This is a genomic window from Mycobacterium persicum (genome assembly GCF_002086675.1).
Lineage (GTDB): Bacteria > Actinomycetota > Actinomycetes > Mycobacteriales > Mycobacteriaceae > Mycobacterium > Mycobacterium persicum.
This window is the reverse complement of record NZ_MVIF01000283.1, coordinates 1-760: the sequence shown is the minus strand read 5'-3', so window position 1 is coordinate 760 and position 760 is coordinate 1. Positions and strand designations below refer to the sequence as shown.

The window sequence follows — 760 nt, the reverse complement described above, 5'->3', positions numbered from 1 at the left end:
AATGACGCCGCGCCAGCGGCTGACGATTGTGGCGACCGGTCTGGGAATCTTCATGGTGTTTGTGGACGTCAACATCGTGAACGTGGCGTTGCCCAGCATCCAAGCCGTGTATAAGACCGGTGAGCAGGGTCTTCAGTGGGCGGTCGCCGGCTACAGCCTCGGTATGGCTGCGGTACTGATGAGCTGCGCTTTGATCGGCGATCGGTATGGCCGCCGGCGCGGATTTTTCGTTGGGCTAGCGGTGTTCGCGGCCGCTTCGGTGATCTGCGCGGTACCGGTCAGCCTCGGAATACTCACGGTGGCCCGGGTGGTCCAGGGTGTGGGTGCGGCTTTCATTTCGGTGCTTTCGCTGGCGTTGCTCAGCCACGCTTTTCCCGACCCGGGTATGAAAGCACGCGCGATAGCGGGCTGGATGGCCATTGGCTGTATTGGTGCGGGTTCCGCCCCGGCATTGGGCGGGGTCCTGGTTGAGGAGTTCGGCTGGCGCAGCGTCTTCGCGGTCAATGTGCCTCTTGGCGCAATCGTGTGGCTACTGACGGTACTGAGTGTCAGCGAATCCAAAGACCCTGATCCGACTCAGCTCGACTGGCCGGGGCAGCTGTTGTTTGCCCCCGCGATCGCGGTGATCGCGTACGCGATCATCGAGGCCCCGAGGCTGGATCGGCAACCCGGGTTGATCATCACATTGCTAGTGGTGGCAATGGTGTTACTGCTGTTGTTTGTTCAGCACGAACGTCGCGCCGCCTTCCCGCTTATCGAT

The 760-nt window shown here is 61.7% G+C and carries 1 protein-coding gene; it reads left to right on the top strand.

Features of this window, described 5'->3' with window-relative positions; genetic code table 11:
• Position 1: 1 nt before the first annotated feature.
• Positions 2 to 760 (top strand): MFS transporter (locus BST40_RS28405; protein ID WP_142276875.1); only part of this gene is annotated, 759 nt, incomplete at its 3' end.